Origin of the sequence: Enterobacter cloacae complex sp. P47BA, from assembly GCF_014930485.1 — a bacterium.
GTDB lineage: Bacteria > Pseudomonadota > Gammaproteobacteria > Enterobacterales > Enterobacteriaceae > Enterobacter > Enterobacter bugandensis.
Genome location: NZ_JADBRF010000021.1, coordinates 42,528 through 68,590, shown reverse-complemented (window position 1 = coordinate 68,590; position 26,063 = coordinate 42,528). Strand labels below are relative to the sequence as shown.

At 55.2% G+C, this 26,063-nt stretch carries 26 protein-coding genes, 4 tRNA genes and 1 other RNA gene; 18 read left to right on the top strand and 13 right to left on the bottom strand.

Going from position 1 to position 26,063, the window contains the following annotated elements:
* The first annotated feature begins 105 nt into the window (after window positions 1-105).
* The 10 genes from IM299_RS19415 (at window position 106) to pdxK (ending at window position 8,400) form a co-directional block, all read left to right on the top strand.
* Window positions 106-531, top strand: coding sequence for a GNAT family acetyltransferase (locus tag IM299_RS19415; RefSeq protein WP_003861292.1), 426 nt, complete (start codon window positions 106-108; stop codon window positions 529-531).
* Window positions 518-967, top strand: coding sequence for a DUF2919 domain-containing protein (locus tag IM299_RS19410; protein ID WP_041908792.1), 450 nt, complete (start codon window positions 518-520; stop codon window positions 965-967). The genes IM299_RS19415 and IM299_RS19410 overlap by 14 nt, the downstream gene beginning before the upstream one ends.
* Window positions 968-1,030: 63 nt before the next feature.
* Window positions 1,031-1,606 (top strand): RpoE-regulated lipoprotein, encoded by a 576-nt coding sequence (locus IM299_RS19405; RefSeq protein ID WP_048957147.1) that lies wholly within the window; start codon window positions 1,031-1,033, stop codon window positions 1,604-1,606.
* A 92-nt stretch (window positions 1,607-1,698) separates the two neighbouring features.
* Complete coding sequence (locus tag IM299_RS19400) at window positions 1,699-2,598, top strand: Dyp-type peroxidase (RefSeq protein WP_193357963.1); 900 nt, start codon at window positions 1,699-1,701, stop codon at window positions 2,596-2,598.
* Between the two features lie 175 nt (window positions 2,599-2,773).
* On the top strand, window positions 2,774-3,787 hold the full coding sequence (locus IM299_RS19395; RefSeq protein ID WP_193357962.1) for a sulfate ABC transporter substrate-binding protein: 1,014 nt from the start codon (window positions 2,774-2,776) through the stop codon (window positions 3,785-3,787).
* Window positions 3,787-4,620, top strand: coding sequence for a sulfate/thiosulfate ABC transporter permease CysT (cysT, locus tag IM299_RS19390; RefSeq protein WP_028014001.1), 834 nt, complete (start codon window positions 3,787-3,789; stop codon window positions 4,618-4,620). The genes IM299_RS19395 and cysT overlap by 1 nt, the downstream gene beginning before the upstream one ends.
* Entirely contained in the window at window positions 4,620-5,495 is an 876-nt protein-coding gene (cysW, locus tag IM299_RS19385) for a sulfate/thiosulfate ABC transporter permease CysW (protein ID WP_163333152.1), read from the top strand. The genes cysT and cysW overlap by 1 nt, the downstream gene beginning before the upstream one ends.
* Window positions 5,485-6,579 carry a sulfate/thiosulfate ABC transporter ATP-binding protein CysA gene (gene cysA / locus IM299_RS19380; RefSeq protein ID WP_008501607.1) on the top strand — a complete coding sequence of 365 codons (1,095 nt, stop codon included), beginning with the start codon at window positions 5,485-5,487 and terminating at the stop codon, window positions 6,577-6,579. The genes cysW and cysA overlap by 11 nt, the downstream gene beginning before the upstream one ends.
* Before the next feature lie 67 nt (window positions 6,580-6,646).
* Window positions 6,647-7,558, top strand: coding sequence for a cysteine synthase CysM (gene cysM / locus IM299_RS19375; protein WP_041908803.1), 912 nt, complete (start codon window positions 6,647-6,649; stop codon window positions 7,556-7,558).
* 5 nt (window positions 7,559-7,563) lie between these two features.
* Window positions 7,564-8,400 carry a pyridoxine/pyridoxal/pyridoxamine kinase gene (pdxK, locus tag IM299_RS19370; protein ID WP_193357961.1) on the top strand — a complete coding sequence of 279 codons (837 nt, stop codon included), beginning with the start codon at window positions 7,564-7,566 and terminating at the stop codon, window positions 8,398-8,400.
* 44 nt (window positions 8,401-8,444) lie between these two features.
* Here pdxK and crr read toward each other — a convergent pair whose 3' ends face one another.
* From crr to cysZ, 5 genes are all read right to left on the bottom strand, one after another.
* Window positions 8,445-8,954 (bottom strand): PTS glucose transporter subunit IIA, encoded by a 510-nt coding sequence (crr, locus tag IM299_RS19365; RefSeq protein ID WP_003861316.1) that lies wholly within the window; start codon window positions 8,952-8,954, stop codon window positions 8,445-8,447.
* A gap of 40 nt (window positions 8,955-8,994) precedes the next feature.
* Entirely contained in the window at window positions 8,995-10,722 is a 1,728-nt protein-coding gene (ptsI, locus tag IM299_RS19360; RefSeq protein WP_008501604.1) for a phosphoenolpyruvate-protein phosphotransferase PtsI, read from the bottom strand.
* Window positions 10,723-10,766: 44 nt separating this feature from the next.
* Complete coding sequence (gene ptsH, locus IM299_RS19355; protein ID WP_000487600.1) at window positions 10,767-11,024, bottom strand: phosphocarrier protein Hpr; 258 nt, start codon at window positions 11,022-11,024, stop codon at window positions 10,767-10,769.
* Between the two features lie 317 nt (window positions 11,025-11,341).
* The gene (gene cysK / locus IM299_RS19350; protein WP_028013996.1) at window positions 11,342-12,313 is read right to left on the bottom strand and encodes a cysteine synthase A; all 972 of its coding nucleotides are present in this window, start codon (window positions 12,311-12,313) and stop codon (window positions 11,342-11,344) included.
* A 163-nt stretch (window positions 12,314-12,476) separates the two neighbouring features.
* Window positions 12,477-13,238, bottom strand: coding sequence for a sulfate transporter CysZ (cysZ, locus tag IM299_RS19345; protein ID WP_028013995.1), 762 nt, complete (start codon window positions 13,236-13,238; stop codon window positions 12,477-12,479).
* A gap of 230 nt (window positions 13,239-13,468) precedes the next feature.
* Here cysZ and zipA point away from each other — a divergent pair, with 230 nt between their 5' ends.
* The 3 genes from zipA (at window position 13,469) to IM299_RS19330 (ending at window position 16,745) form a co-directional block, all read left to right on the top strand.
* Window positions 13,469-14,443: a cell division protein ZipA gene (gene zipA, locus IM299_RS19340; protein WP_047368055.1), complete on the top strand. Its 975-nt coding sequence runs from the start codon at window positions 13,469-13,471 to the stop codon at window positions 14,441-14,443.
* 69 nt (window positions 14,444-14,512) lie between these two features.
* Complete coding sequence (gene ligA, locus IM299_RS19335; RefSeq protein WP_193357960.1) at window positions 14,513-16,528, top strand: NAD-dependent DNA ligase LigA; 2,016 nt, start codon at window positions 14,513-14,515, stop codon at window positions 16,526-16,528.
* A 1-nt stretch (window position 16,529) separates the two neighbouring features.
* The gene (locus IM299_RS19330) at window positions 16,530-16,745 is read left to right on the top strand and encodes a DUF3820 family protein (RefSeq protein WP_003861328.1); all 216 of its coding nucleotides are present in this window, start codon (window positions 16,530-16,532) and stop codon (window positions 16,743-16,745) included.
* On the opposite strand, the gene IM299_RS19325 is transcribed toward IM299_RS19330, so the two are convergent.
* Window positions 16,742-17,737 (bottom strand): bile acid:sodium symporter family protein, encoded by a 996-nt coding sequence (locus IM299_RS19325; RefSeq protein WP_041908807.1) that lies wholly within the window; start codon window positions 17,735-17,737, stop codon window positions 16,742-16,744. The two genes, IM299_RS19330 and IM299_RS19325, sit on opposite strands and share 4 nt — an antisense overlap.
* A gap of 89 nt (window positions 17,738-17,826) precedes the next feature.
* Between IM299_RS19325 and IM299_RS19320 the strand changes: the two genes are divergently transcribed.
* On the top strand, window positions 17,827-18,762 hold the full coding sequence (locus tag IM299_RS19320; RefSeq protein WP_041908810.1) for a LysR family transcriptional regulator: 936 nt from the start codon (window positions 17,827-17,829) through the stop codon (window positions 18,760-18,762).
* Here the strand turns inward: IM299_RS19320 and IM299_RS19315 are convergent.
* From IM299_RS19315 to IM299_RS19300, 4 genes are all read right to left on the bottom strand, one after another.
* The gene (locus tag IM299_RS19315) at window positions 18,759-19,097 is read right to left on the bottom strand and encodes a FlxA-like family protein (protein WP_041908812.1); all 339 of its coding nucleotides are present in this window, start codon (window positions 19,095-19,097) and stop codon (window positions 18,759-18,761) included. The genes IM299_RS19320 and IM299_RS19315 overlap by 4 nt on opposite strands.
* Window positions 19,098-19,222: 125 nt before the next feature.
* Window positions 19,223-19,351: non-coding RNA, RtT sRNA (locus IM299_RS19310), on the bottom strand.
* 26 nt (window positions 19,352-19,377) lie between these two features.
* A tRNA-Lys gene (locus IM299_RS19305) sits at window positions 19,378-19,453 on the bottom strand.
* A 4-nt stretch (window positions 19,454-19,457) separates the two neighbouring features.
* Window positions 19,458-19,533: transfer RNA gene (locus IM299_RS19300), tRNA-Val, on the bottom strand.
* 258 nt (window positions 19,534-19,791) lie between these two features.
* On the opposite strand from IM299_RS19300, the gene gltX reads away from it, so the two are divergent.
* On the top strand, window positions 19,792-21,207 hold the full coding sequence (gene gltX, locus IM299_RS19295) for a glutamate--tRNA ligase (protein WP_045631029.1): 1,416 nt from the start codon (window positions 19,792-19,794) through the stop codon (window positions 21,205-21,207).
* Between the two features lie 52 nt (window positions 21,208-21,259).
* Here the strand turns inward: gltX and IM299_RS19290 are convergent, their stop codons facing one another.
* Window positions 21,260-21,643 (bottom strand): YfeC-like transcriptional regulator, encoded by a 384-nt coding sequence (locus IM299_RS19290; protein ID WP_048958534.1) that lies wholly within the window; start codon window positions 21,641-21,643, stop codon window positions 21,260-21,262.
* A gap of 1 nt (window position 21,644) precedes the next feature.
* Entirely contained in the window at window positions 21,645-22,007 is a 363-nt protein-coding gene (locus IM299_RS19285; protein WP_193357959.1) for a YfeC-like transcriptional regulator, read from the bottom strand.
* A gap of 217 nt (window positions 22,008-22,224) precedes the next feature.
* Between IM299_RS19285 and IM299_RS19280 the strand changes: the two genes are divergently transcribed.
* The 3 genes from IM299_RS19280 to IM299_RS19270 all read left to right on the top strand — a co-directional run bounded on the left by IM299_RS19280 (window position 22,225) and on the right by IM299_RS19270 (window position 24,821).
* Window positions 22,225-22,300 (top strand) — tRNA-Ala (locus IM299_RS19280).
* 41 nt (window positions 22,301-22,341) lie between these two features.
* A tRNA-Ala gene (locus IM299_RS19275) sits at window positions 22,342-22,417 on the top strand.
* A gap of 214 nt (window positions 22,418-22,631) precedes the next feature.
* Entirely contained in the window at window positions 22,632-24,821 is a 2,190-nt protein-coding gene (locus tag IM299_RS19270) for an EAL domain-containing protein (RefSeq protein ID WP_045631031.1), read from the top strand.
* Between the two features lie 42 nt (window positions 24,822-24,863).
* On the opposite strand, the gene IM299_RS19265 is transcribed toward IM299_RS19270, so the two are convergent.
* Window positions 24,864-26,051, bottom strand: a complete 1,188-nt coding sequence (locus IM299_RS19265) for a NupC/NupG family nucleoside CNT transporter (RefSeq protein ID WP_008501591.1) — start codon at window positions 26,049-26,051, stop codon at window positions 24,864-24,866.
* Window positions 26,052-26,063: the final 12 nt, after the last annotated feature.

Here is a 26,063-nt window from a genome sequence, read left to right as displayed (position 1 = left end):
AAGTGACATTATGCCAAATTTTGGCGAGATTTTCCCCGGTTATTGGCTAAACGCCCCGTTCACGCCATAATCACTGTTTTTAAACCCGAAAAGGCGGTTAATACCATGGAGATACGCGTTTTTCGCCAGGAAGATTTCGAAGAGGTGATCACCCTTTGGGAGCGCTGCGATCTGCTGCGTCCGTGGAACGATCCGGAAATGGATATCGAACGTAAGGTGAATCACGACGTTAGCCTGTTTCTGGTCGCGGAAGTGAACGGCGAGGTGGTTGGGACGGTAATGGGCGGCTACGACGGCCACCGCGGTTCGGCCTATTATCTGGGCGTTCACCCGGAATACCGGGCGCGCGGCATCGCCAACGCGCTGCTCAATCGTCTGGAAAAGAAACTCATCGCCCGCGGCTGCCCGAAAATCCAGATCATGGTGCGGGAAGATAACGACGTGGTGCTGGGCATGTATGAGCGTCTGGGCTACGAGCACGCCGACGTGCTGACGCTGGGTAAGCGCCTGATCGAAGATGAAGAGTACTGAGATCCACCCGGCTGACTATGACGCGCAGGGCCGCGTCAGGCTGCCGTTTTTGTTCTGGTGCGTTTTGCTCCTCCAGGCCCGTACCTGGGTACTGTTTGTGATGGCCGGTGCGTCGCGCGGGCAGGGCGATACGCTGCTGAATCTCTTTTATCCCGACCACGATGCCTTCTGGCTCGGCTTATTGCCGGGCGTACCGGCGGTGGTGGCTTTTTTGTGCAGCGGTCGACGGCATGTAATCCCGCGTCTGTGGCGTGCGCTTCGCTGGCTGCTGATCCTCGCCCAGATTGCGCTGCTGTTCTGGCAACCCGTGCTCTGGTGGCTGGGTGAACCGCTTTCCGGTATCGGCATCGCGCTGGTGGTGGCGGATATTGTGGCGCTGATGTGGCTGCTGACGAATCCCCGCTTACGTGCCTGTTTTACGCAAGAGTCAGATTAGCGCGGCACTTTTTGCCGATGCCGCACTCCAACAAGCGTTGATTTAATTAGAAAGGACGTTTCAATGAAATCACTGCGTTTACTTTTATGCGCTCTCCCGCTGGCATTAACCGGCTGTTCGACGCTCTCCTCCATTAACTGGTCCGCCGCGTATCCGTGGAACTGGTTTGGCTCTTCCACCGAAGTGACCGAGCAGGGCGTAGGAAAAATTACCGCGTCAACGGCGCTCGATCAGGACGCCATTCAGGATGCCCTGAGCAGTGACTATCGCCTGCGTAGCGGGATGAAAACCGAGAATGGCAACATTGTGCGTTACTTTGAAGCGTTGAAGGGCGACAAGCTGGCGCTGGTGATTAACGGTGATAAAGGGACGGTGAACCGCATTGCCGTGCTGGACGAAGATATTCCGACCGCCAGCGGCGTAAAGGTGGGCACTCCGTTTAGCGATCTTTATAAACAGGCCTTTGGCAACTGCAGCAGCGCCCCTTCAGACGATGGCGTGGCGGTGGAATGTAAGGCGGAAGGCAGCCAGCACATCAGCTATGTCTTCACCGGAACCTGGAGCGGTCCGGAAGGATTGATGCCCTCTGACGACACGCTGAAGAGCTGGAAAGTGAGCAAAATACTCTGGAAGCAGTAATTTGCGCCTGAACAAACCGCCTCGCTGAAATCCGGGTATAATAGCCGCCATCAATGCCACGCTGACGTGGCATCTTTATTTCAGGAGGAGCGATGTCTCAGGTTCAGAGTGGCATTTTGCCAGAACATTGCCGCGCGGCGATTTGGATTGAAGCCAATGTTAAAGGGGACGTGGATGCCCTGCGTGCGGCCAGCAAAGTTTTCGTTGATAAACTGGCCACCTTCCAGGCCAAATTCCCGGACGCCCATCTGGGTGCCGTTGTCGCTTTCGGCAATAACGTCTGGCGTCAGCTGAGCTGCGGCGAAGGCGCGGAAGAGCTGAAGGACTTTATCCCTTACGGCAAAGGCCTGGCGCCAGCCACCCAATACGACGTGCTGATCCATATCCTCTCTCTGCGCCACGACGTGAACTTCTCCGTTGCTCAGGCGGCGGTTGAAGCGTTTGGCGACAGCATCGACGTGCAGGAAGAGGTTCACGGCTTCCGCTGGGTGGAAGAGCGCGATCTGAGCGGCTTCGTTGACGGCACCGAAAACCCGGCGGGTGAAGAGGTTCGTCGCGACGTGGCGGTCATCAAAGACGGCGTGGACGCGGGCGGCAGCTACGTGTTCGTCCAGCGCTGGGAGCACAACCTCAAGCAGCTTAACCGCATGAGCGTGCACGACCAGGAGATGATGATTGGCCGCACCAAAGAAGCCAACGAAGAGATCGACGGCGATGCGCGCCCGGTGACCTCGCACCTGTCCCGCGTTGACCTTAAGGAAGACGGTAAGGGGCTCAAAATTGTTCGTCAGAGCCTGCCGTACGGCACGGCAAGCGGCACGCACGGCCTCTACTTCTGCGCCTACTGCGCGCGGCTGCACAATATTGAGCAACAGCTGCTGAGCATGTTCGGTGACACTGACGGCAAGCGCGACGCCATGCTGCGCTTCACCCGCCCGGTAACCGGCGGCTACTATTTTGCGCCGTCCGTTGACCGCCTGCTGGCGCTGTAAAACGCTCTCCATACGTAGGCCGGGTAAGCGTTAGCGCCACCCGGCAATTTTCCCCGCACCCTTATTCCCTTTTCTGCTTGTAAATCACCAAACGGTATATAAAACCGTTACTCCTTTCATCCCCGTTATAAATATTATGACTATAAGATAGTCATCACATTTATAAGGGTGCGCAATGGCCGTTACTGTACTGAAAAAAGGAACTCTGGCGCTGGCAGGTTTACTGCTGGTGGCCCAGGCGCAGGCGATCGAGCTGCTGAACAGCTCGTATGATGTCTCCCGCGAGCTGTTTGCCGCCCTTAACCCACCGTTCGAGCAGCAGTGGGCGAAAGACAACAATGGCGATAAGCTGACCATCAAGCAGTCCCACGCCGGTTCATCCAAGCAGGCGCTGGCGATTTTGCAGGGGCTGAAAGCAGACGTCGTGACCTACAACCAGGTGACTGACGTGCAGATCCTGCACGACAAGGGCAAACTGCTCCCGGCTGACTGGCAGAGCCGCTTGCCAAACAATAGCTCGCCGTTCTACTCCACCATGGGCTTCCTGGTGCGTAAGGGCAACCCGAAGAACATCCACGACTGGAGCGACCTGGTGCGTTCCGACGTGAAGCTGATTTTCCCGAACCCAAAAACCTCAGGTAACGCGCGCTACACCTATTTAGCCGCGTGGGGCGCGGCGGACAAGGCTGACGGTAAGGATAAAGCGAAGACCGAGCAGTTCATGACCCAGTTCCTGAAAAACGTCGAAGTGTTTGATACCGGCGGCCGCGGCGCGACCACGACCTTCGCCGAGCGTGGTCTGGGCGACGTGCTGATCAGCTTCGAATCCGAAGTGAACAACATTCGCAAGCAGTACGAAGCGCAGGGCTTCGAGGTGGTTATTCCGAAAACCAATATCCTGGCCGAGTTCCCGGTGGCGTGGGTGGATAAAAACGTGCAGGCGAACGGCACCGAGAAAGCGGCAAAAGCCTATCTCAATTACCTGTACAGCCCGCAGGCGCAGACCATCATTACCGACTACTACTACCGCGTGAACAATCCGGACGTGATGAACAAGCTGAAAGATAAATTCCCGCAGACCGCGCTGTTCCGCGTGGAAGATCATTTCGGCTCCTGGCCTGAGGTGATGAAAACGCACTTTGCCAGCGGCGGTGAGTTAGACAAACTGCTGGCGGCGGGGCGTAAGTAATGTTTGCAGTCTCGACTAAACGCGTGCTGCCGGGCTTTACCTTAAGCCTCGGGACCAGCCTGCTGTTCGTCTGCCTGATCCTGCTGTTGCCGCTCAGCGCGCTGGTGATGCAGCTCTCTGAGATGAGCTGGGCGCAGTACTGGGACGTGGTCACCAACCCGCAGGTGGTGGCGGCCTATAAGGTGACGCTGCTGTCGGCGTTTGTCGCCTCCATTTTTAACGGCGTGTTTGGCCTGCTGATGGCGTGGATCTTAACCCGCTATCGCTTCCCGGGCCGCACGCTGCTTGATGCCCTGATGGATCTGCCGTTTGCGCTGCCGACGGCGGTTGCGGGCTTAACCCTCGCGTCGCTCTTCTCCGTGAACGGGCTGTACGGAGAGTGGCTGGCGAAATTTGACATCAAGGTGACCTATACCTGGCTCGGGATCGCGGTGGCGATGGCCTTTACCAGCATCCCGTTTGTGGTGCGTACCGTGCAGCCGGTACTGGAAGAACTGGGTCCGGAATACGAAGAAGCGGCGGAAACGCTGGGCGCCACGCGCTGGCAGAGCTTCCGCAAAGTGGTTCTGCCAGAGCTCTCTCCGGCGCTGATGGCGGGCGTCGCGCTGTCGTTTACCCGCAGCCTGGGTGAGTTCGGCGCGGTGATATTTATCGCCGGGAACATCGCCTGGAAAACGGAAGTCACCTCGCTGATGATTTTCATCCGCCTGCAGGAGTTTGATTATCCGGCGGCAAGCGCGATTGCTTCGGTGATCCTCGCGGCCTCGCTGCTGCTGTTGTACTCGATTAACACTCTGCAAAGTCGCTTTGGTCGACGTGTGGTAGGTCACTGATGGCGGAAGTTACGCAATTGAAGCGATACGATGCGCCCCGCATCAACTGGGGTAAATGGTTTCTGATTGGCGTGGGCGTGCTGGTTTCCGCCCTCATTCTCGTCGTGCCGACGATTTATATCTTCGTCCAGGCGCTCAGCAATGGGCTGATGCCCGCGCTGGAGAACCTGGCGAACCCGGACATGCTGCACGCCATCTGGCTGACGGTGCTGATTGCGTTAATCACCGTGCCGGTGAACCTGGTCTTCGGTACGCTGCTGGCCTGGCTGGTGACGCGCTTTAACTTCCCGGGACGTCAGCTGCTGCTGACCCTGCTGGATATTCCGTTTGCCGTGTCGCCTGTTGTGGCCGGTCTGGTTTACCTGCTCTTTTACGGCTCCAACGGCCCGCTGGGCGGCTGGCTGGATGAACATAACCTGCAGATCATGTTCGCCTGGCCGGGCATGGTGCTGGTGACCATCTTCGTGACCTGTCCGTTCGTGGTACGTGAGCTGGTGCCGGTGATGTTAAGCCAGGGCAGCAATGAAGACGAAGCGGCCGTTCTGCTTGGCGCCTCCGGCTGGCAGATGTTCCGTCGCGTCACGCTGCCGAACATCCGCTGGGCACTGCTCTATGGCGTGGTGCTGACCAACGCCCGCGCGATTGGTGAATTTGGTGCGGTGTCGGTGGTGTCCGGCTCGATCCGCGGCGAAACCCTGTCGCTGCCGTTACAGATTGAATTACTGGAACAGGACTACAACACCGTCGGTTCCTTTACTGCCGCAGCGTTGCTGACGCTGATGGCGATTTTGACCCTGTTTTTGAAGAGTGTGGTGCAGTGGCGTTTAGAGAATCAGGAAAAACGTCAGCATCAGGAGGGAAATCATGAGCATTGAGATTGCCAATATTAAGAAGTCTTTTGGTCGCACGCAGGTGCTGAATGATATCTCGCTGGATATCCCTTCCGGACAAATGGTCGCGCTGCTGGGGCCGTCTGGTTCCGGTAAAACTACACTGCTGCGTATTATCGCCGGGCTTGAGCATCAGACCAGCGGACATATCCGCTTTCACGGTACCGATGTGAGCCGTCTGCATGCCCGCGACCGTAAGGTAGGCTTTGTGTTCCAGCATTACGCGCTGTTCCGCCACATGACCGTTTTCGACAATATCGCCTTTGGCCTGACGGTGCTGCCGCGTCGTGAACGCCCGGATGCGGCAACCATTAAGGCGAAAGTAACCAAACTGCTGGAGATGGTGCAGCTGGCGCATCTGGCAGACCGTTTCCCGGCGCAGCTTTCCGGCGGGCAGAAGCAGCGCGTGGCGCTGGCGCGCGCGCTGGCCGTCGAGCCGCAAATACTGCTGCTGGATGAACCCTTCGGCGCGCTGGATGCGCAGGTGCGCAAAGAGCTGCGTCGCTGGCTGCGCCAGCTGCATGAAGAGCTGAAATTCACCAGCGTCTTCGTGACCCACGATCAGGAAGAGGCGATGGAAGTCGCGGACCGCGTGGTGGTCATGAGCCAGGGCAACATCGAGCAGGTTGACGAGCCGGAACAGCTCTGGCGCGAGCCGGCGACCCGCTTCGTGCTGGAGTTTATGGGCGAGGTGAACCGACTGCAGGGCACCATTCGCGGCGGTCAGTTCCACGTCGGCGCGCACCGCTGGCCGCTGGGCTACACCTCCGCGCATCAGGGGCCGGTTGATCTGTTCCTGCGCCCGTGGGAAGTGGACGTCAGCCGCCGCACCAGCCTGGATTCCCCGCTGCCGGTGCAGGTCCTGGAAGCTAGCCCTAAAGGTCACTACACCCAATTGGTGGTACAGCCGCTGGGCTGGTATACCGAGCCGCTGACCGTGGTCATGCGCGACGACGTCCCGCCGCACCGGGGAGAGCGCCTGTTTGTCGGGCTGCAGCATGCGCGCATCTATCACGGTAAGGAGCGGATTGAGACGCGCGAGGATATTGCTCTGGCGGAGTCAGCCTGATAGGTTATTGAGTATGTTTTTCGCCCGGTGGCGTGATGCTTACCGGGCTTTTTATTGAGTAAAAATCGTGAATACACTCGAACACACCATCGGCAACACCCCTCTGGTCAAGCTTCAGCGCATGGGATGTGCCAACGGCAGCGAAATCTGGGTCAAACTCGAAGGCAACAACCCGGCAGGGTCGGTGAAAGACCGTGCGGCGCTTTCGATGATTGTCCAGGCCGAGAAACGCGGTGAAATTAAGCCAGGCGATGTGCTGATTGAAGCCACCAGCGGCAACACCGGTATCGCGCTGGCTATGATTGCGGCGCTGAAAGGCTACCGCATGAAGCTGCTGATGCCGGACAATATGAGTCAGGAGCGCCGCGCCGCGATGCGCGCCTATGGGGCCGAGCTGATTCTGGTAACTAAAGAGCAGGGGATGGAAGGGGCGCGAGACTTAGCGTTAGCAATGGCCCAGCGCGGCGAAGGTAAACTGCTCGATCAGTTCAATAACCCGGACAACCCGTACGCGCACTACACCACCACCGGGCCGGAAATCTGGCAGCAGACCGGCGGGCGCATCACCCATTTTGTCTCCAGCATGGGCACCACCGGCACCATTACCGGCGTGTCGCGTTTTTTGCGCGAGCAGGAGAAACCGGTCACCATTGTTGGTCTGCAGCCGGAAGAGGGGAGCAGCATTCCGGGCATTCGCCGCTGGCCTGCGGAGTATATGCCAGGCATTTTTAATGCGCAGCTGGTGGATCGGGTGCTGGATATTCATCAGCGCGAGGCGGAGAATACCATGCGTGAACTGGCCGTGCGTGAAGGCATCTTCTGCGGGGTCAGCTCGGGGGGCGCGGTAGCGGGGGCGTTGCGCGTGGCGCAGGCAAACCCCGGTGCGGTCGTGGTGGCGATAATTTGCGACCGCGGCGATCGCTATTTGTCTACCGGCGTCTTTGGTGAAGAGAGTTATTCGCAGGGGGCGGGGATTTAAGCGTCATGGAGATGATTCTATTCCGGGATAACACCCGGGCGCAGCAAACCGACATTGTCGCGGTGCAGTCGCAGGTGGTTTACGGCAGCGTGGGTAACAGCATTGCGGTGCCAAATATTCGTACCCACAGGCTGAACGTGACCGCCGTGCCGACGGTGCTGTTTAGCAACACGCCGCACTACGACACCTTCTACGGCGGGGTGATCCCCGACGAGTGGTTCAGCGGCTACCTGAAGGCGCTGGAAGAGCGCGAGATCCTGCGCGAGCTTAAAGCGGTCACTACCGGCTATATGGGCAGCGCCAGCCAGATCGCGCTGCTGGCGCAGTGGCTGAAAGCGGTCAAAGCGCAGCATCCTGACCTGCTGGTGCTGGTCGACCCGGTTATCGGCGATATCGACAGCGGAATGTACGTGAAGCCGGATATCCCGGAAGCCTACCGGGAACACCTGCTGCCGCTGGCGCAGGGGATTACGCCAAACGTTTATGAGCTGGAAGTATTGAGCGGTAAGTCGTGCCGGACGCCGGAAAGCGCTATTGCCGCCGCGCAGGGGTTGCTTTCTGACACTCTGAAATGGGTGGCGATCACCAGCGCGCCGGTCGCCGATGACCCGCAAAACATCCACGTGGTGCTGGTGACGCGTGAGGGCGTGACCGTCAGCGCGCATCCGCGCGTAGAAACCGATCTGAAAGGGACGGGGGATCTGTTCTGTTCAGAACTGGTGAGCGGAATTGTTGAGGGGAAAACCGTTGCTGATGCCATTCGCATGGCCGGCGATCGGGTGACTGACGTGATGCTTTATACCCAGTCGAAAGGCTACGACGAGCTTATCCTCCCTGCATAAACAAAAATGGCGCCCGAAGGCGCCATTTTTCTGTGCGGCAAGAATTACTTCTTGATGCGGATAACCGGGGTTTCGCCCACGGTGACGCTGCCAGACAGTTTGATCAGTTCTTTGATTTCGTCCATGTTGGAGATAACAACCGGCGTCAGGGTAGACTTGGCTTTTTCTTCCAGCAGTGGCAGATCGAATTCAATCACCGGGTCGCCAACTTTAACACGCTGGCCTTCTTCCGCGATACGCTTGAAGCCTTCGCCTTTCAGTTCAACGGTGTCGATACCGAAGTGAACGAACAGTTCGATACCGCTATCAGATTCGATAGAGAACGCATGGTTGGTTTCAAAAATTTTACCGATGGTGCCGTCAACTGGAGCAACCATTTTGTTGCCAGTTGGTTTGATAGCAATGCCATCACCAACGATTTTCTCAGCAAACACTACATCCGGCACGTCTTCGATGTTGACGATCTCGCCGGAGAGCGGAGCAACAATCTCAATAGTTCCGGAGTCTTTCTTATCATCAGAAACCAGAGATTTCAGTTTATCGAACAAACCCATGATCTTCTCCTAAGCAGTAATTTGGGCCGCATCTCGTGGATTAGCAGATTGTTTTTTCTTCAATGAACTTGTTAACCAGCGTCATTAACTCGTCCGTTGTCGGTTGAGCAAGAGCCTGCTCTGCTAACACCTTCGCATCTTCGAAGTTCGTGTTACGGATAATCTTCTTAATGCGCGGGATGGAAATGGCGCTCATAGAGAATTCGTCCAGACCCATACCCAGCAACAGAAGTGTAGCACGTTCGTCGCCTGCAAGCTCACCACACATGCCAGTCCATTTACCTTCTGCATGAGAAGCATCAATAACTTGCTTGATCAAGTTCAGTACGGACGGTGACATTGGCTGGTAGAGATGTGAAATCATATCATTACCACGGTCAACTGCCAGGGTGTACTGCGTTAAATCATTGGTGCCGATACTAAAGAAATCAACTTCTTTGGCTAAATGACGCGCAATGGTCGCCGCCGCAGGTGTTTCCACCATCACGCCGATCTCGATTGACTCGTCAAATGCTTTACCTTCGTCGCGCAGTTCCTGCTTGTAGATTTCGATCTCTTTCTTCAGTGCACGCACTTCTTCAACAGAGATGATCATTGGGAACATGATGCGCAGCTTACCGAACGCAGAGGCACGCAGGATTGCGCGAACCTGGTCACGCAGGATCTCTTTACGATCCATCGCAATACGTACGGCACGCCAGCCCAGGAACGGGTTCTCTTCTTTCGGGAAGTTCATGTACGGCAGCTCTTTGTCGCCACCGATGTCCATGGTACGGACGATAACCGCCTGAGAGCCACAGGCTTCAGCAACGGCTTTATACGCAGCAAACTGCTCTTCTTCCGTTGGCAGCGCGTCGCGGTCCATGAACAGGAATTCTGTACGATAGAGACCAACACCTTCCGCACCGTTGCGCTCAGCGCCATCAACGTCGCGGACGGTACCGATGTTTGCGCACACTTCTACCTGATGGCCGTCCAGAGTGATGGCTGGCAGGTCTTTCAGCTTAGCGAGTTCCGCTTTTTCAGTCGCAACCTGCTCCTGAACCGCGCGCAGTTTTTCGATCTCTTCGTTAGTTGGGTTGACATAAACCAGATTGTTTACGGCATCCAGAATCAGATAATCGCCGTTTTTCACCTGAGAGGTGACGCTACCGGTACCCACGATGGCAGGCAGTTCCAGAGAACGCGCCATGATAGAGGTGTGGGAGGTACGGCCGCCCGCATCGGTGATGAAACCGAGGACCTTTTTCAGGTTCAGCTGTGCGGTTTCAGACGGGGTGAGGTCAGCGGCAACCAGGATCACTTCATCCTGAATCGCGCTCAGGTCGATAATGGCCAGACCCAGGATGTTGCGCAGCAGGCGCTTACCGATGTCACGTACGTCAGCCGCACGCTCTTTCAGGTATTCATCATCCAGTTCTTCCAGGGCAGTTGCCTGACCTTCGATAACTTCATGCGCAGCCGCGTCCGCCGTCATGCCTTTATCTTTAATCAGGGCTATGATTTCCTGCTCCAGCTCCTCATCTTCGAGCAGCATGATATGCCCTTCGAAGATGGCTTCTTTTTCTTCACCGAAAGTTTCGCCAGCTTTAGTTTTGATCGCTTCCAGTTGCGCAGATGCCTTGGCACGACCGCTCAGAAAACGTTCAACTTCCTGATCAACCTTGTCGGCAGAAATTTTTTTCCGGTCGATGACGATCTCGTCTTCTTTCAGCAGCAGTGCTTTGCCGAAAGCGATACCCGGGGATGCTAAAATGCCTGAAATCATAACCCTACCTTACTTGTGACTGATATTTAAAAGAACCCGGAAACTTACTCGAGCTCAGCCATCAGTTTAACCAGATGCTCAACTGCTTTCTGCTCGTCTTCACCTTCAGCAGAGATGGTAACAACGGTGCCCTGAGTCAGGCCCAGAGTCTGCAGTTTGAACAGGCTTTTTGCGCTAGCGCTTTTGCCGTTGGAAGTTACAGTGATTTCAGAAGTGAAGCCTTTCGCTTCTTTAACAAACTGAGCAGCAGGGCGGGTGTGCAGACCGTTCGGAGCGGTAATGGTAACTTCTTGCTGGAACATTGTATTTCCCCAACTTATAGGTTTAGTGTTGTGGAACTAAAGTCTAGCCTGGCGGCTTAACTTTAGCCTGTATTGTTAGCGCTGACGTTTCAATCGTCATTAAACATTATGCAGCGAAAGGAAGACTTGAACCAAATCATAAAATCGATTCAGCAAGGGTATTTCGTTCACTGATTAATTTCACGCTTCAAAATAATTGCTGGTTTAAATACCAGACACATCGGGGTGAAGCAATGCCAGGAGGGGCAAAAGTCTGAAGCAGGTCACAAAAAAGCACCCGAAAAGGTGCTTTTTTACGCGTTATTAACATACTGGCACTACTGTTGCAGCTCTTTTTCCGTGAACAGATCGGCAAACAGTGCGGTGCTCAAGTAACGCTCACCCGAGGAAGGAAGGATAACCACAATATTCTTATTGGTAAAGGCTTCATCTTCCTGAAGTTTGAGCGCTGCCGCAACGGCCGCACCGGAAGAGATACCCGCCAGAATGCCTTCTTCATCCATCAGACGACGCGCGGTAGAGATGGCTTCTTCGTTCGTGATGGCAACGACTTTATCGATCAGCTTCAGATCCAGGTTACCCGGAATGAAGCCCGCGCCGATGCCCTGAATTTTATGCGGGCCAGGCTTAAGCTCTTCACCCGCCAGCGCCTGAGCGATAACAGGGGAGTCGGTAGGTTCAACGGCAACGGTAATCAGCTCTTTTTTACCTTTTGTGCCTTTAATATAGCGAGACACGCCGGTCAGCGTGCCGCCGGTGCCGACGCCGGAGATAAATACGTCAACCTGGCCGTCAGTATCTTCCCAGATTTCCGGGCCGGTAGTCTTCTCGTGAATTTCAGGGTTAGCCGGGTTGCTGAACTGCTGCAGCAGAAGATATTTCGCCGGATCGCTGGCCACGATCTCTTCCGCTTTCTGAATGGCACCTTTCATGCCCTTCGCGCCTTCGGTCAGGACCAGGTTCGCCCCCAGCGCTTTCAGCAGTTTGCGACGTTCGATGCTCATGGTTTCCGGCATGGTCAGGGTCAGCTTGTAGCCGCGTGCGGCAGCAACATAGGCCAGAGCGATACCGGTATTACCGCTGGTCGGTTCCACCAGCTCAACGCCTGGCTTCAGCACGCCGCGTTTTTCAGCATCCCAAATCATGTTTGCACCGATGCGGCATTTTACGCTGAAGCTCGGGTTGCGTGATTCGACCTTCGCCAGAATGCGTCCATTACCGATACGGTTCAGTCGAACCAGGGGCGTATGACCGATAGTCAGCGAGTTGTCTTCATAAATCTTACTCATGGCCTGTCCTTAACTGTATGAAATTGGGATACCGACCCAGCATACCTGCTAAGCAGGTAGGGGGAAGTAAGGAATTCGCATATCTATATACTGCAAGGAAATAATGGGGATCAGTATGGAATAAGGGGCGGCATAAGCCACCCCTGCTTTACACATTTTTGCATTATTTCCATAACGCGTGCTTAGCACGATAACAGTCCACCCACATCGCCGTCGCGCCGCAAACCGCAACCGGCATGATGAACAAGTTAAGGAAGGGAATCATGGTGAACAGGCTGGTCAGCGCGCCGAACTGCATATTGGCGACCTTCCGGGTGCGCAGCGCGGTGCGCATCGCTTTGAACGGCACCTTGTGGTTATCGAACGGATAGTCGCAGTACTGGATGGCCAGCATCCAGGCGCTGAACAGAAACCACAGCACCGGCGCAACCGTCTGGCCAATGCCTGGGACAAAATAGAGGGCAAGGAGTACAACCGCGCGGGGGAGGTACCAGGCAAACTTCTGCCACTCGCGCTTCATAATGCGCGGGATATCTTTCACGATCCCCAGCACGCCCGTGTCCGGTGGCGTCGCGCCGGTAAGCCGCGCCTCCAGCTGTTCCGCCAGCAGGCCGTTAAACGGCGCGGCTATCCAGTTCGCGATCGTTGAGAATAAATAGCCGAATACCAGCAGCACGGAGATGACCGCCACCGGCCAGAGCAGGTAGTTAAGCCACTGCAGCCAGTCCGGCACGTAGCTCATCAGCGACGGGATCCAGCTTTCGAGCTTTGTGAACAGCCACCAGAACGCGCCGCCCATCAGAATAATGTTGATCAGCAGCGGCAGAATGACGAAGCGACGGATACCTGGCAGTGAGACCAGCTTCCAGCCCTGAGAAAAATACCAGACGCCGCTGCGCGGGGGAGAAGACGATGTTGAAACCATAACCAGGCTGTACTCCTTTTTTCACAACCAGTGGAATTGCCCGCCTATATTATCCACTTACGGACCAATGACCAGTTCGGAAATGTTCGAAAAACCAGCAAAAAGCACGATTTACTTCATCTTTATGCTGCGAATGCTCTGCACACACTTGCACTTGACGTAAACGGCAAATACTCTTAGTGAGTAAATGTTTGCCGTGGTGGCAAGGTGTTAGAACAACAGAGAATATAATGATGCAGGATTTGCGTCTGATATTAATCATTGTTGGCGCGATCGCCATAATCGCTTTACTGGTACATGGTTTCTGGACCAGCCGTAAAGAGCGTTCCTCGATGTTTCGCGATCGCCCACTGAAGCGCATGAAGTCCAGTCGTGATGATGATGACACTGAAGATGACATCACCGGTAGCGACGACGACGGCGTGGGTGAAGTTCGTGTTCATCGGGTCAATACTGCGCCCGGCGCGGCTCATGGGGAGCATGAAGCCCCCCGCGCTCCGCAGCACCAGTATCAACCGCCGTATGCCTCTGCCCAGCCGCGCCAGCCAGCGCCGCAGCCAGTGGAAGAACCTGTACGTCAGCCGCCGCAACCGCCTGTCCAACAGCAGCCCGCTGCGCCACAGCCGGTTCAACAGCAACCTGTGCAGCAGCCCGTGCAACAGCAACCTGTGCAGCAGCCGCAGCAGCCTGTTCATGTACAGCCTGCGCCGCAGCCCGCTCCGGCTCCGCACGTTGAGCCAGAGCCGGTCGTCGAGCCTGAACCGGTTGTTGAAAAGCCGCAGCGTAAAGAAGCGGTGATCATCATGAACGTGGCCGCGCATCACGGCAGCCATCTCAACGGTGACGTGTTGCTCAACAGTATTCAACAGGCAGGCTTCAAGTTTGGCGATATGAACATTTTCCATCGCCACCTGAGCCCTGACGGTAGTGGTCCGGCGCTGTTTAGCCTGGCCAATATGGTCAACCCAGGCACCTTTGACCCGGAAATGACCGGTGATTTCGTGACGCCGGGTGTCACTATCTTTATGCAGGTGCCGTCCTACGGTGACGAGCTGCAAAACTTCAAGCTGATGCTGCAGTCCGCTCAGCACATCGCTGATGAAGTGGGTGGTGTGGTGCTCGACGATCAGCGTCGAATGATGACCCCGCAGAAGCTGCGCGAGTATCAGGACCGCATCCGCGAAGTGAAGGAAGCCAACGCGTAATTGTCGCGTTTACTTCAACTCCTCCTCAACCCCCGCCTGTCGGGGGTTTTTTCTCATTGATGGTGCGATATGGACTCAATCGAACAACAACTCACTGAACTGCGAACCACGCTTCGCCATCATGAATATCTCTATCATGTTATGGACGCACCGGAAGTGCCTGATGCGGAGTATGACCGGCTGATGCGCGAGCTGCGCGAGCTGGAGGCGCAGCACCCGGAACTGATTACGCCAGATTCTCCGACCCAGCGCGTCGGCGCCGAGCCGCTGGGGGCTTTCAGCCAGGTGCGTCACGAAGTGCCGATGCTGTCGCTGGACAACGTCTTTGATGAAGAGAGCTTCCTCGCGTTTAACAAGCGCGTGCAGGACCGTCTGAAAAGCAGCGATTCCCTCACCTGGTGCTGCGAGTTGAAGCTCGACGGCCTGGCGGTCAGCCTTCTCTATGAAAACGGCGTGCTGGTGCGCGCCGCCACGCGTGGTGACGGTACGACGGGTGAAGACATCACCACTAACGTGCGAACCATCCGCGCGATCCCGCTGAAGCTGCAGGGAGACAACATTCCCGCGCGTCTGGAAGTGCGCGGCGAGGTGTTCCTGCCGCAGGCGGGATTCGAGAAAATTAACGAAGAGGCGCGTCGCACCGGCGGGAAAGTGTTTGCTAACCCGCGTAACGCGGCGGCAGGCTCTCTGCGCCAGCTTGACCCGCGCATCACCGCGAAGCGACCGCTTACTTTCTTCTGCTACGGCGTCGGTATTCTGGAAGGTGGTGAGTTACCGGATACGCACCTCGGGCGTCTGCTGCAGTTTAAAGCCTGGGGCCTGCCGGTGAGCAACCGCGTTCAGCTCTGCGACTCGCCGGAAGCGGTGCTGGCGTTCTACCACAAAGTGGAAGAGGACCGTCCGACGCTCGGCTTTGATATCGATGGCGTTGTCATCAAGGTCAATTCGCTGGCGCTGCAGGAGCAGCTGGGCTTTGTGGCGCGTGCACCGCGCTGGGCGGTGGCGTTTAAATTCCCTGCCCAGGAGCAGATGACCTTCGTTCGCGACGTGGAATTTCAGGTGGGCCGTACGGGCGCTATTACTCCGGTCGCTCGACTGGAGCCGGTGCAGGTCGCAGGCGTGCTGGTGAGTAACGCTACGCTGCACAACGCCGATGAAATCGAACGCCTCGGCCTGCGCATCGGTGACAAAGTGGTGATTCGCCGCGCGGGCGATGTTATCCCGCAGGTGGTGAACGTTGTTGAGTCAGAACGTCCTGATGATACGCGCGAGGTCGTTTTCCCGACCCACTGCCCGGTATGCGGCTCTGACGTAGAGCGTGTGGAAGGCGAAGCGGTGGCCCGCTGTACGGGCGGCCTGATCTGCGGCGCGCAGCGTAAAGAGTCGCTTAAGCACTTTGTTTCCCGTCGCGCAATGGACGTTGAGGGCATGGGCGACAAGATTATCGATCAGCTGGTTGAGAAAGAGTATGTCCATACGCCAGCGGATCTGTTCAGGCTCACGGCGGGCAAACTGACCGGTCTGGATCGCATGGGGCCGAAGTCAGCCCAGAACGTGGTTAACGCGCTGGAAGCAGCGAAAGAGACGACCTTCGCCCGCTTCCTGTACGCGCTGGGCATTCGTGAAGTCGGCGAAGCGACGGCGGCAGGTTTAGCCACGTACTTTGGTACGCTGGAGGCGCTGGAAAAGGCAAGCATCGACGAGCTGCAGAAAGTGCCGGACGTCGGCATCGTCGTCGCCACGCACGTCTTTAACTTCTTTGCCGAAGAGAGCAACCGCGAGGTCATCGGCAAGCTGCTGGAAGAGGGCATTAAATGGCCCGCGCCGATGGTGGTCAACGCCGAAGAAATTGATAGCCCATTTGCCGGTAAAACCGTGGTGCTAACCGGTAGCCTTAGCCAGCTTTCACGCGACGATGCAAAAGCGCGTCTGGTGGCGCTGGGGGCCAAAGTGGCGGGCAGCGTGTCGAAGAAAACCGACCTGGTGATTGCCGGCGAAGCTGCGGGTTCGAAGCTGACGAAAGCCCAGGAGCTCGGCATTGAGGTTATCGACGAAGCGGAAATGATGCGCCTGTTAGGAGAGTAACGTGGAGAAAGAGCAGCTCGTTGAGATCGCCAATACGGAGATGCCGTTCGGTAAATATAAGGGCCGCAGGCTGATCGATTTGCCGGAGGAGTACCTGCTGTGGTTCGCCCGCAAGGACGAATTCCCCGCCGGGCGCCTGGGCGAGCTGATGGCTATCACGTTACTGATCAAAACCGAGGGGCTGACTCAGCTGGTGCAGCCCCTGAAGCGTCCTTAAGCCTTCGCGGCGCGGGTCTCTTCCTGCGCCAGCTTTTCCGTCTGGCGCTTGTAGCGACGCGCCAGCACCGCGCAGACCATCAGCTGGATCTGATGGAAAATCATCAGCGGCAGCACCATCATCCCGATCACCGAGGTGGGGAACAGAATGTTCGCCATCGGGATGCCGTTCGCCAGGCTCTTTTTGGAGCCGCAGAAGACGATGGTGATCTCATCGGCTTTGCTGAAGCCGCACTTGCGCGCCACAAAAACGTTCACCGCAATGACAATTGCCAGCAGAACGAGGCTGACCACCACGATAAACAGCAGCGAGCCTGCGCCCACCTTATGCCAGATCCCGTTCACGACCGCTTCGCTGAAGGCGGAATAGACCACCAGCAGAATCGACGACTGGTCGGTTTTGGAGATCCATTTCTTATGCTTCGCCACGAACGCCCCGGTCCACGGACGCGAGAGATGGCCCAGGACAAACGGCAGCAGCAACTGCAGGCAGATTTTCCCGACCTGCTCAAGGTTACCCTCCGCGCCGTGCATGTTCATCAGCAGGCCCACCAGCAGCGGGGAGACGAATATCCCTAACAGGCTGGATGCCGAAGCGGAGCAGACCGCGGCTGCAACGTTCCCTCCGGCAAGAGAGGTAAAGGCAATGGCAGACTGCACGGTGGCCGGGAGAATACAGAGATACAGGAAACCGGTGTAGAGCGCCGGATCGACGTTAACCGGTGCCCACCAGGCAAACAGCACCCCGAGGATCGGGAACAGAATAAACGTGCTGCACATCACCCAGAGGTGCAGTCGCCAGTGGCTACCGCCAGCGATAATCGCTTCGCGGGAGAGCTTTGCGCCGTGCATAAAGAACAGCAGCGCGATGGCGGCTGTCGTCAGTCCCTCAAAAAAAGGGACGAAACCGCCGCGAGCAGGGAAGAACGAGGCCAGTAAAACGGTAGCCACCAGGGTGAGCGTAAACGGATCAAGAATACGAAATAGTTTCATAATGACTCCTGAAAACAGATGTCGCTATTGTGCTTTTTTCCATTTGAGAAATAAAATTGATTTATTGCATCCATTCATGAATTAAACAGATGAATTATTCCCTACGCCAGCTTCGCATTTTCGTCACCGTCGCCCATGCCCGCAGCTTTAGCCGGGCAGGTGAAATGATCGGCCTGAGCCAGTCGGCGGTCAGCCACAGCGTGAAGGAGCTGGAAAACCAGACCGGCGTTAGGTTGCTTGATCGCACCACGCGCGAAGTGGTCCTGACCGAAGCGGGGCAGCAGCTGGCCCTGCGTCTTGAACGGCTGCTTGATGAGCTGAACAGCACGCTCAGAGACGTGGGGAGGCTGGGGCAGCAGCTGTCGGGCACCGTGCGGGTTGCGGCCAGCCAGACGATATCCGCGCACCTTATCCCGCAATGTATTGCCGAGGGAAACCATCGCTATCCTGATATTGATTTTGTCCTGCATGACAGACCGCAGCAGTGGGTGCTGGAGAGCATCCGCCAGGGGGATGTGGATTTTGGTATTGTGATCGATCCTGGCCAGGTGAGCGATCTGGAATGCGAAAGCGTTCTTTCTGAGCCTTTTTTGCTGCTCTGCCGTGACGACGACCCGCTGGCAGCGTTGCTCGAGGTCAGCTGGCAGTCCCTGCAGGGGGCGAACCTGGTTTTACAGGATTATGCCTCAGGCAGCCGTCCGCTGATTGATTCCGCGCTGGTGAATCAGGGCGTTAAGGCAACGATCGTGCAGGAGATTGGTCATCCAGCCACGCTGTTTCCGATGGTGGAAGCCGGAATTGGCATCAGCGTGTTGCCCGCTCTGGCGCTTCCCCTGCCGCAGGGAAGCCAGCTGGCGGTGAAGCGGCTGACGCCCGTTGTCGAACGAAAGCTTATGCTGGTGCGGCGAAAAAATCGTTCGCTCTCGGGTGCGGCGCAGGCCATCTGGGAAGTGGTGCGTATCCAGGCACAACGATTAACCGAGGCCCGCATACGCGATCCACTGTTTAACGCATCAGACGATTAGATGTAGATATCAATCTGATTAGTGTCTGACGGGCTATTCACGCCTTCTACTTTACCCAGTTTTTGATCCTGCTTCTTCTGAGCTTCTTCGGCCTGCTGGCGCTGCAGTGCGGCGAGCTGTGCCTGCAGCACTTTGATCTGGGTCTGAATCAGTTCCTGCTGCTTCTTCTTCTCATCTGCACTGCCGGGGCTGTTTGCCAGCTCTTTTAACTGCTGGGTCAGCTTTTTGATCTTGTCGAGAATGCGGGTGATTTGCGCAGAAATATCGTTACTGCTCGAAGTGCCACTCGCGCCGCTGGTTTGAATCTGTTGGGTTGAAGCCTGAATGGTCGTCATACTTTTTCCTCGCGTTATAAAACAGAGGTATCGGCACCGACGGGATTAGCTTGAGGAAAATGCGGCAGGTTCACATTTTTATATCGCAGATAGCAAAAAAGCGCCTTTAGGGCGCTTTTTTACATTGGTGGGTCGTGCAGGATGACTCGCTTCGCTCGCCCTTCGGGCCGTCGCCGTAAACGGCTCCGGTGCCTCACTGCGTTCGGCTCGAACCTGCTGCAGGTTCGAATCATCCAGATCGCAGATAGCAAAAAAGCGCCTTTAGGGCGCTTTTTTACATTGGTGGGTCGTGCAGGATTCGAACCTGCGACCAATTGATTAAAAGTCAACTGCTCTACCAACTGAGCTAACGACCCGAAATGGTGGGCGATGACGGGCTCGAACCGCCGACCCCCTCCGTGTAAAGGAGATGCTCTACCAACTGAGCTAATCACCCCCGCTGTGTGGAGTCGCATTATAGGGAGAGTTGAAAATGAGTCAACGCATTTTCTAAAGTTTTTATTCGTTCGTCGTAAAATTAAACAAAACGATCGCAAAACGGGCGGTGGCGCATGATTTCTAAACAAAAACAGCAAACTCCGCCACGATAAAGGGATCGACATTGAGGAATCCCCCCACAGTGATAGAATATTGCCCATCGTTTTTTCCCCGGGATTTGCCGATTGCCGGCATCTTTATAACGTAAGGCCATTTCATGAAAATCAAAACTCGCTTCGCGCCGAGCCCGACAGGCTATCTGCACGTCGGTGGTGCTCGTACTGCTCTCTATTCCTGGCTTTTTGCACGCCACAACCAAGGTGAGTTCGTGCTGCGTATAGAAGATACCGATCTTGAGCGCTCCACGCCGGAAGCAATTGAAGCCATTATGGATGGTATGAACTGGCTGAACCTGCAGTGGGACGAAGGCCCGTATTTCCAGACCAAACGTTTTGACCGCTATAACGCTGTTATTGATGAGATGCTGGTCGCGGGCACGGCGTATAAGTGCTACTGCTCCAAAGAGCGTCTGGATGCGCTGCGTGAAGAGCAGATGGCGAACGGTGAAAAACCGCGCTATGACGGCCGATGCCGCCACGATCACAGCGAGCATGCCGCTGATGAGCCATGCGTGGTGCGTTTTGCTAACCCGCAGGATGGCTCGGTGATTTTCGACGACCAGATCCGTGGCCCGATCGAATTCAGCAACCAGGAGCTGGACGATCTGATCATACGCCGTACCGACGGTTCCCCAACCTATAACTTCTGCGTCGTGGTTGATGACTGGGATATGGAAATTACCCACGTTATCCGTGGTGAAGACCATATCAACAATACCCCACGCCAGATCAACATCCTGAAAGCGCTGAATGCACCTGTTCCGGTCTATGCGCACGTCTCCATGATCAACGGCGACGACGGTAAAAAGCTGTCTAAACGTCACGGTGCGGTCAGCGTCATGCAGTATCGCGACGACGGCTATCTGCCGGAAGCGCTGCTGAACTATCTGGTGCGTCTGGGCTGGGCTCACGGCGACCAGGAGATCTTCAGTCGCGAAGAGATGATCGAACTGTTCTCTCTGAGCTCTGTGAGCAAATCTGCCAGCGCATTCAACACCGACAAGCTGCTGTGGCTCAACCATCACTACATCAATACCATGCCGCCGGAATATGTGGCGACTTACCTGCAGTGGCACATTGAGCAGGCAAACATTGATACCCGCACTGGCCCTGAGCTGGCGGACCTGGTAAAACTGCTCGGCGAGCGCTGCAAAACGCTGAAAGAAATTGCCGAAAGCTGCCGCTACTTCTATGAAGAGTTTGATGAGTTCGACGCTGACGCCGCGAAGAAGCACCTCCGCCCGGTTGCGCGTCAGCCGCTGGAAGTGGTGCGCGACAAGCTGGCTGCGCTCACCGAGTGGACCGCTGAGAATGTGCATCACGCCATTCAGGCGACCGCAGACGAACTGGAAGTGGGCATGGGCAAAGTCGGTATGCCGCTGCGCGTTGCGGTGACCGGCGCGGGTCAGTCTCCGGCGCTGGACGTGACTGTCCATGCCATCGGCAAGTCACGCAGCGTGGCGCGCATCAACAAGGCGCTGGATTTTATTGCAGAACGTGAAAATCAGCAGTAATTAAGCCATCTATAAGAAAAACGGCAGGGTATCCTGCCGTTTTTTTTGCCTTTTATTCGGCAATACCCAGACGAGCAAGAAAACCGCGTATGCCTTCGCGCTTCAGTAAGGTATCCAGACGCTGCTGTTCAAGCTCAGTCATACTCTCCAGCGTTTCGATAATGCCCGGACGCAGACGTGAAGACTGTTCATTGTAGGATGAGGCCACCTCAGCCAGATGATAAACCGCCTGGCGGTTACGGATAGCCGGGAGGCTCATAATATGCTCCTTCACGCGTGCATCAACGTGAATGAGCCGCGCCCGACCGCCTTTTACGCCATTGAGTCCTTCGGTTTTCCACCCCTGCTGCCGTATCCAGCGATTTACCGTTTGTCTGGCAACACCCAAATTCTCCGCCAGCTCTTCCGTGGTCATTTTGCTACGTAGTCTTTTCATATTAATTCTGGTCGCGAATCCCTAAACGTTGCAACAAACCGCTAATCCCTTCCCGCAATAGTAGCGATGTCATCTGCTTCTGCTCTTCCGGCGTCATTTCATTGGCCAGCGTCAGGAGTAGGGTATGAAGCGAACCGTCAGTGCTGATGCCGTCAGGCACAGCGGATGTTTCCGTTGCCCGGCGTGCGCTGCGGATAAAGTCACGCACCTTTTCGTTCACATGCACCAGGCGCGCTTTACCCCCCTGGACACCGGGCTTGGGCGACGTTATCCAACCCTCTTTGCGTACCCATTTATTGATGGTCTGTCGGCTATAGCCAGTGAGCAGGGCTAACTCTTCCGGCGTCATTCGTTCCTTGATCATGCAATTTCCTGAATATTCGTGGGGTTAATTAACGGCTCATTTTATAGCACCGTTTTACGTGAAAACGTGACAGGCTTAACTCATGACTGCGAGCAGGCTCGCAAAGTGATTCATTTGCATGATTTTTCGGCGATTGAACCGCGGCTATTGATTTTGCCGTTGACACTACGCGGCGGAATTCATATTATGCCGCCCGTCAACATGACAGCTTTACGATGGGGCTATAGCTCAGCTGGGAGAGCGCCTGCATGGCATGCAGGAGGTCAGCGGTTCGATCCCGCTTAGCTCCACCAAACTCTGAACCCAACAGAGTGTGGTTAGTAAAGTCACATGTGGGGCTATAGCTCAGCTGGGAGAGCGCTTGCATGGCATGCAAGAGGTCAGCGGTTCGATCCCGCTTAGCTCCACCAAAATTTTAAACCCTCGTCAAAAGACGAGGGTTTTTTTTATGTTTTTGTAACACCCCTAAACGTATTTTGTTGCCAAAATGGTTTTTTTCCATATCTCACCTCAACCGAAATCAATAAATCAGTCTATAAATAGACTTCAACTTGATTCGCGTAATTAATAAACCTATTATCCATGCGGTCAATGATATGAACGGATAATAATCTCCCCAGCTTAATGAATAGAAAATCGTATAATAATGTAAAGATATTTATAATTGCTCTGGCGATCTGTCTGATTGCGGTTCCCGTTTCCCGGTATCTCTCCCCGCGTGCAATTGTTAATGAACACGACGTTTATTTAGCGTGGCTCCCGTTAAGCGTTATGCTGGCGATTATGCTGTTATTGGGGCGCCGCGGTATTCTGCCTATTCTGATAAGTTTTATGGTTGCTAATATATTTAACGTTAATTTAGCACCGCTACAATATTCAGTATTACTGTTCTGTCAGACTTTCTCCGTATTCGCTGCCTGCGGTGTTCTGCGCCTTCTGCTGGGCCGGCGCTGGCGCTACTGTATGCCCAACAGGCACATTGGGTTACGCATATTTTGGCTCGGCTTTATGGTGCCGATAGGCATTAAAATGTCGATGTATCTCGCTGGCTATTTCTTTGATTTTCCGGTCACAATCTCAACTTTCTTCGGCGAAGGAACGGTAATTTATAACGTTGTTGATATTCAAAGCCTGATATGCGCGGCGATGATTTTTACCATGATGTTCTATTATCCGTTAAGAATGATTATTAATCCTCGTTATGCCATCAAGTTCTGGCGGCGAAGTGTGAAGCCCGTGTTTTTACACAAGAAATCATTATATATATTCGTCTGGTTGATGCTGTTAATCGCCATCATCGCAATTTTATGTGCGCCTTTTGAGTCGCCTGTTATTGCGGGCTATTTGATGCCGATTATTTTCATTCTCTTTACGTTAGCGATTAGCCGTCTGAGCTACGCGCTTATCTCTCTGCTGTGGGCCACCTCTGCGCTTCTGCTGTTGACCTACAACTACAACTTTCTAAACGGAGTGGAGTCGGGCCATTCGCTCTCCTTTATCCTGTCGGTACTGATCTCTTTTGCTATCTGCCTGCTTTATATGTCGCGTATCTATCAGCGAAGCGAATGGTTGAAGCAGGGCTGGCAGGACAGAGCGCTCACCGATCCGCTGACCGGATTACCCAACATTCGTGCGCTGGAAGATTTTCTCCTCGACCACCCGGATGCCAAAGTGTGTTGCCTGAGAATGGATAATCTGGAGTTTTTGAGCCGCCATTACGGCATTCTCATGCGGGTGCACTGCAAACGAATGATCACGTCCTCTCTCCAGCCGCTGTTGCAAAAAGATGAGACGCTTTTCCAGCTGCCGGGAAGCGAGCTGGTGCTGGTATTGCTTGGGCAGGGAACGGCCGAGCGCCTCCAGCATATGGTTGATCGGCTGAACAGCCGTAAGATTTTCTGGAACAATACCGGGCTGGATATCGAATTTGGCGCGTCCTGGGGAATGGTCGAAAACGGTGAGAAACTGCACCACACGCTGGGGCAACTGAGCTGGCTGGCCGAGCAATCCTGCGGAGCGCACAACGTTCTTGCGCTGACGAATAGCCTGGAAGCTGCATCAGGACAAACAACGGAGCGTGTCCTGATGCTGGCGCGGATTAAGCACGCCCTGGAGGCGGGGCAGTTCCATTTGTATGCGCAGCCGATCCAGAAGGCGGACGGTAGCGGGTACTACGAAATTCTGGCGCGTATGGAGAGCGAGGGCGAGATCATCACCCCTGACCGCTTTATTCCCCTGATTGCCCAGTTCAACCTCAGCCACCGGTTTGATATGTGCGTCATGGAAAAACTACTGCTGTGGCTGCGCGATCACCCAGCGACGCAGGCTGGTGCCCGTTTCTCTGTCAATCTGATGCCGCTTACGCTGATGCAAAATGAGGTGGCGACTGAGATTTGTGCGCTCTTTGAACGGTACGGCGTTGCGCCTCAGGCTGTCGTGATTGAGATCACCGAAGAGCAGGCCTTCTCCAATTCCGGCTGCAGCATCCACAACATTCAGCAGCTGCGGGACTACGGTTTCAGGATTGCCATCGATGATTTTGGTACCGGCTACGCCAACTACGAGCGTCTGAGACGCCTGCAGGCAGACATCATTAAAATTGACGGCTGCTTCGTGAAAGATATTTGTACTGATGATATGGACGCAATGATCGTCCAGTCGATATGTAATCTGGCGAAGACGAAATCACTGTGCGTGGTGGCCGAATATGTTGAGACGCCAGCGCAGCGGGAGATGCTGTTACGCTTCGGCGTGGACTATCTCCAGGGCTACCTGATAGGCAAACCCAAACCGCTGGAAGAATTGCGGGCATAAAAAACCGGGAGTAAGACTCCCGGTTTTTTTTTACGGTAAACGTTACAGAACCAGCGCAGCGATAGAAGCAGACAGGACGCTCACCAGGGTGGAGCCGTAAACCAGTTTCAGGCCAAAGCGAGAAACCACGTTACCCTGTTCTTCGTTCAGGCCTTTAATCGCACCGGCGATAATACCGATGGACGAGAAGTTCGCGAAGGAGACCAGGAATACAGACAGAATGCCTTCCGCACGTGGAGAGAGCGTGCTGGCGATTTTCTGCAGATCCATCATCGCAACGAATTCGTTAGAAACCAGTTTAGTCGCCATGATACTGCCCACCTGCAGCGCTTCGTGAGCCGGAACACCCATCACCCATGCGACAGGGTAGAAGATGTAGCCCAGGATGCCCTGGAAGGAGATGCCCAGCACGGCGGCGAACAGGGCGTTCAGTGCGGAGATCAGGGCGATAAAGCCGATCAGCATCGCGGCAACGATAATCGCCACTTTGAAACCTGCCAGGATGTACTCACCCAGCATTTCGAAGAAGCTCTGACCTTCGTGCAGGTTAGACATCTGGATGTTCTCTTCGCTGGCGTCAACGCGATACGGGTTGATCAGCGACAGAACGATAAAGGTGCTGAACATATTCAGAACCAGCGCTGCAACCACATATTTTGGCTCCAGCATGGTCATATATGCTCCCACGATAGACATGGAAACGGTAGACATCGCGGTTGCCGCCATGGTGTACATGCGGTTACGGGACATTTTGCCGAGGATATCTTTATACGCGATGAAGTTCTCAGACTGACCGAGGATCAGGGAACTTACGGCGTTGAAAGATTCCAGCTTGCCCATGCCGTTTACTTTGGATAACAGGAAACCAATGCCACGAATAACGAACGGCAGAACGCGGATGTGCTGCAGAATACCGATCAGCGCGGAGATGAAGACGATTGGGCACAGTACCTTCAGGAAGAAGAATGCCAGACCTTCGTCGTTCATTTTACCGAAGACAAAGTTTGTCCCTTCGTTGGCGAATCCGAGCAGTTTTTCGAACATTTCGGAGAAGCCTTTCACGAAGCCGAGGCCTACGTTGGAGTTCAGGAAGAACCACGCAAGTAAAACTTCAATGACCAGCAGCTGGACAACATAACGAATACGAATTTTTTTGCGGTCTGTGCTGACCAGCAATGCGAGTGCAGTAACGACAACAAGTGCCAGGACAAAATGAAGGACGCGGTCCATATTTGCTCCAAA